This window comes from Streptococcus hyointestinalis, assembly GCF_041225505.1.
Classification (GTDB): Bacteria; Bacillota; Bacilli; order Lactobacillales; family Streptococcaceae; genus Streptococcus; species Streptococcus hyointestinalis_B.
The window spans coordinates 1-4,986 of the sequence record NZ_JBCLSK010000063.1; the positions used below are offsets into that span (position 1 = coordinate 1).

General features: G+C 49.9%; 1 tRNA gene and 3 rRNA genes. All 4 read right to left on the reverse strand.

The window, feature by feature from the left end:
- Window position 1: 1 nt before the first annotated feature.
- The 4 genes from rrf to AALA56_RS09670 all read right to left on the reverse strand — a co-directional run bounded on the left by rrf (window position 2) and on the right by AALA56_RS09670 (window position 4,884).
- A 5S ribosomal RNA gene (gene rrf / locus AALA56_RS09655) occupies window positions 2-117 on the reverse strand.
- Window positions 118-196: 79 nt separating this feature from the next.
- Window positions 197-3,094 (reverse strand): 23S ribosomal RNA (locus tag AALA56_RS09660).
- A gap of 115 nt (window positions 3,095-3,209) precedes the next feature.
- Window positions 3,210-3,282 (reverse strand) — tRNA-Ala (locus AALA56_RS09665).
- 53 nt (window positions 3,283-3,335) lie between these two features.
- Window positions 3,336-4,884: ribosomal RNA gene (locus tag AALA56_RS09670) — 16S ribosomal RNA — on the reverse strand.
- Together the 16S, 23S and 5S rRNA genes with 1 tRNA gene alongside form the textbook arrangement of a ribosomal RNA operon.
- Between the last annotated feature and the right edge of the window lie 102 nt (window positions 4,885-4,986).

A 4,986-nucleotide genomic window follows, 5' to 3' on the forward strand; every position in this document is an offset into this window, starting at 1 on the left:
AGCCAAGCGACTACCCTATCTAACAGGGGGCAACCCCCAACTACATCAGGCGTTCTAGGGCTTAACTACTGTGTTCGGCATGGGAACAGGTGTATCTCCTAGGCTATCGTCACTTAACTATTGAATAGATCTCTTGTCTACTCAAAATTGAATAACTATCTAAACAAATTAACCTTACGCTACTTCTTATGACTCTTTGGATAAGTCCTCGAGCTATTAGTATTAGTCCGCTACATGTGTCACCACACTTACACTCCTAACCTATCTACCTGATCATCTCTCAGGGCTCTTACTGATATAAAATCATGGGAAATCTCATCTTGAGGTGGGCTTCACACTTAGATGCTTTCAGCGTTTATCCCTTCCCTACATAGCTACCCAGCGATGCCCTTGGCAGGACAACTGGTACACCAGCGGTAAGTCCACTCTGGTCCTCTCGTACTAGGAGCAGATCCTCTCAAATTTCCTACGCCCGCGACGGATAGGGACCGAACTGTCTCACGACGTTCTGAACCCAGCTCGCGTGCCGCTTTAATGGGCGAACAGCCCAACCCTTGGGACCGACTACAGCCCCAGGATGCGACGAGCCGACATCGAGGTGCCAAACCTCCCCGTCGATGTGAACTCTTGGGGGAGATAAGCCTGTTATCCCCAGGGTAGCTTTTATCCGTTGAGCGATGGCCCTTCCATACGGAACCACCGGATCACTAAGCCCGACTTTCGTCCCTGCTCGAGTTGTAGCTCTCGCAGTCAAGCTCCCTTATACCTTTACACTCTGCGAATGATTTCCAACCATTCTGAGGGAACCTTTGGGCGCCTCCGTTACCTTTTAGGAGGCGACCGCCCCAGTCAAACTGCCCGTCAGACACTGTCTCCGATAGGGATAACCTATCTAGGTTAGAGTAGCCATAACACAAGGGTAGTATCCCAACAACGCCTCCATTGAGACTGGCGTCCCAATTTCATAGGCTCCTACCTATCCTGTACATGTGGTACAGATACTCAATATCAAACTGCAGTAAAGCTCCATGGGGTCTTTCCGTCCTGTCGCGGGTAACCTGCATCTTCACAGGTACTAAAATTTCACCGAGTCTCTCGTTGAGACAGTGCCCAAATCATTACGCCTTTCGTGCGGGTCGGAACTTACCCGACAAGGAATTTCGCTACCTTAGGACCGTTATAGTTACGGCCGCCGTTTACTGGGGCTTCAATTCAGATCTTCGCTAAAAGCTAAACCCTCCTCTTAACCTTCCAGCACCGGGCAGGCGTCACCCCCTATACATCATCTTACGATTTAGCAGAGAGCTGTGTTTTTGATAAACAGTTGCTTGGGCCTATTCACTGCGGCTGACTTAAAGCCAGCGCCCCTTCTCCCGAAGTTACGGGGCCATTTTGCCGAGTTCCTTAACGAGAGTTCTCTCGCTCACCTGAGGCTACTCGCCTCGACTACCTGTGTCGGTTTGCGGTACGGGTAGTGTATGATTAACGCTAGAAGCTTTTCTTGGCAGTGTGACATCACTCACTTCGCTACTAAACTTCGCTCCCCATCACAGCTCAATGTTACAGATATAAGCATTTGACTCATATCACACCTCACTGCTTAGCCCAGCACTTCCAATCGCTGGGACAAGTTAGCCTACTGCGTCCCTCCATCACTTCATACACTAGTACAGGAATATCAACCTGTTGGCCATCGGATACACCTTTCGGTCTCTCCTTAGGTCCCGACTAACCCAGGGCGGACGAGCCTTCCCCTGGAAACCTTAGTCTTACGGTGGATGGGATTCTCACCCATCTTTCGCTACTCATACCGGCATTCTCACTTCTATGCGTTCCAGCGCTCCTCACGGTACACCTTCAACACACATAGAACGCTCTCCTACCATCCCCTAAGGGATCCACAGCTTCGGTAAATTGTTTTAGCCCCGGTACATTTTCGGCGCAGGGTCACTCGACTAGTGAGCTATTACGCACTCTTTGAATGAATAGCTGCTTCTAAGCTAACATCCTAGTTGTCTGTGCAACCCCACATCCTTTTCCACTTAACAATTATTTTGGGACCTTAGCTGGTGGTCTGGGCTGTTTCCCTTTCGACTACGGATCTTAGCACTCGCAGTCTGACTGCCGATTATATCTCATTGGCATTCGGAGTTTATCTGAGATTGGTAATCCGGGATGGACCCCTCACCCAAACAGTGCTCTACCTCCAAGAGACTTAACATCGACGCTAGCCCTAAAGCTATTTCGGAGAGAACCAGCTATCTCCAAGTTCGTTTGGAATTTCTCCGCTACCCACAAGTCATCCAAGCACTTTTCAACGTGCCCTGGTTCGGGCCTCCAGTGAGTTTTACCTCACCTTCACCCTGCTCATGGGTAGGTCACATGGTTTCGGGTCTACGACATGATACTAAGTCGCCCTATTAAGACTCGGTTTCCCTACGGCTCCGTCTCTTCAACTTAACCTCGCATCATATCGTAACTCGCCGGTTCATTCTACAAAAGGCACGCTCTCACCCATTAACGGGCTCGAACTTGTTGTAGGCACACGGTTTCAGGTTCTATTTCACTCCCCTTCCGGGGTACTTTTCACCTTTCCCTCACGGTACTGGTTCACTATCGGTCACTAGAGAGTATTTAGGGTTAGGAGATGGTCCTCCCAGATTCCGACGGGATTTCTCGTGTCCCGCCGTACTCAGGATACTGCTAGGTATAATCACTATTTCGACTACGAGGCTTTTACTCTCTTTGGCTCATCTTTCCAGATGATTCGTCTATAATCATTAAGTCCACATTGCAGTCCTACAACCCCAAAGAGTAAACTCTTTGGTTTGCCCTCTTACCGTTTCGCTCGCCGCTACTAAGGCAATCGCTTTTGCTTTCTCTTCCTGCAGCTACTTAGATGTTTCAGTTCACTGCGTCTTCCCTCCTACACTTTAACAGTGTAGGATACTAACCATTAGTTAGTGGGTTCCCCCATTCGGACATCCCTGGATCAGCGCTTACTTACAGCTCCCCAAGGCATTTCGTCGTTAGTCACGTCCTTCATCGGCTTCTAGTGCCAAGGCATCCACCGTGCGCCCTTATTAACTTAACCTTATTTTGGTCTGTTGACCTTAAACTCATTAAATCACAGCGTTTCGGTTTATTTTCTTGTTACTATTTGATAGTTATTCAATTTTCAATGGACAATTTAGAATCTTACGATTCTATGGAGCCTAGCGGGATCGAACCGCTGACCTCCTGCGTGCAAAGCAGGCGCTCTCCCAGCTGAGCTAAGGCCCCACAAGACCTCTCAAAACTAAACAAGACAATGTACAGTTCCGTTTTTTCCTTAGAAAGGAGGTGATCCAGCCGCACCTTCCGATACGGCTACCTTGTTACGACTTCACCCCAATCATCTATCCCACCTTAGGCGGCTGGCTCCTAAAAGGTTACCTCACCGACTTCGGGTGTTACAAACTCTCGTGGTGTGACGGGCGGTGTGTACAAGGCCCGGGAACGTATTCACCGCGGCGTGCTGATCCGCGATTACTAGCGATTCCGACTTCATGTAGGCGAGTTGCAGCCTACAATCCGAACTGAGACTGGCTTTAAGAGATTAGCTTGCCGTCACCGACTTGCGACTCGTTGTACCAGCCATTGTAGCACGTGTGTAGCCCAGGTCATAAGGGGCATGATGATTTGACGTCATCCCCACCTTCCTCCGGTTTATTACCGGCAGTCTCGCTAGAGTGCCCAACTGAATGATGGCAACTAACAATAAGGGTTGCGCTCGTTGCGGGACTTAACCCAACATCTCACGACACGAGCTGACGACAACCATGCACCACCTGTCACCGGTGTGCCGAAGCAAAATCCTATCTCTAGGACGGGCACCGGGATGTCAAGACCTGGTAAGGTTCTTCGCGTTGCTTCGAATTAAACCACATGCTCCACCGCTTGTGCGGGCCCCCGTCAATTCCTTTGAGTTTCAACCTTGCGGTCGTACTCCCCAGGCGGAGTGCTTAATGCGTTAGCTGCGGCACTGAGTCCCGGAAAGGACCCAACACCTAGCACTCATCGTTTACGGCGTGGACTACCAGGGTATCTAATCCTGTTTGCTCCCCACGCTTTCGAGCCTCAGCGTCAGTTACAGACCAGAGAGCCGCTTTCGCCACCGGTGTTCCTCCATATATCTACGCATTTCACCGCTACACATGGAATTCCACTCTCCCCTTCTGCACTCAAGTCTCACAGTTTCCAAAGCGTACAATGGTTAAGCCACTGCCTTTAACTTCAGACTTATGAAACCGCCTGCGCTCGCTTTACGCCCAATAAATCCGGACAACGCTCGGGACCTACGTATTACCGCGGCTGCTGGCACGTAGTTAGCCGTCCCTTTCTGGTAAGATACCGTCACGACATGGATTTTCCACTCCCACATCCGTTCTTCTCTTACAACAGAGCTTTACGATCCGAAAACCTTCTTCACTCACGCGGCGTTGCTCGGTCAGGGTTGCCCCCATTGCCGAAGATTCCCTACTGCTGCCTCCCGTAGGAGTCTGGGCCGTGTCTCAGTCCCAGTGTGGCCGATCACCCTCTCAGGTCGGCTATGTATCGTCGCCTTGGTAAGCCGTTACCTTACCAACTAGCTAATACAACGCAGGTCCATCTGATAGTGGAGCAGTTGCCCCTTTTAAACTAATAACATGTGTTATTACCTCTTATGCGGTATTAGCTATCGTTTCCAATAGTTATCCCCCGCTATCAGGCAGGTTACCTACGCGTTACTCACCCGTTCGCAACTCATCCAGAAGAAGCAAGCCCCCTCCTTCAGCGTTCTACTTGCATGTATTAGGCACGCCGCCAGCGTTCGTCCTGAGCCAGGATCAAACTCTCATTTAATTATGATTTGTTTGAGTCTTCACTCATTCTGTTCTCTGACAGATTTATTTTTGACTTCTTTAAGAAGCCCTGCACATCGTCTTGTTCAGTTCTCAAAGGTCT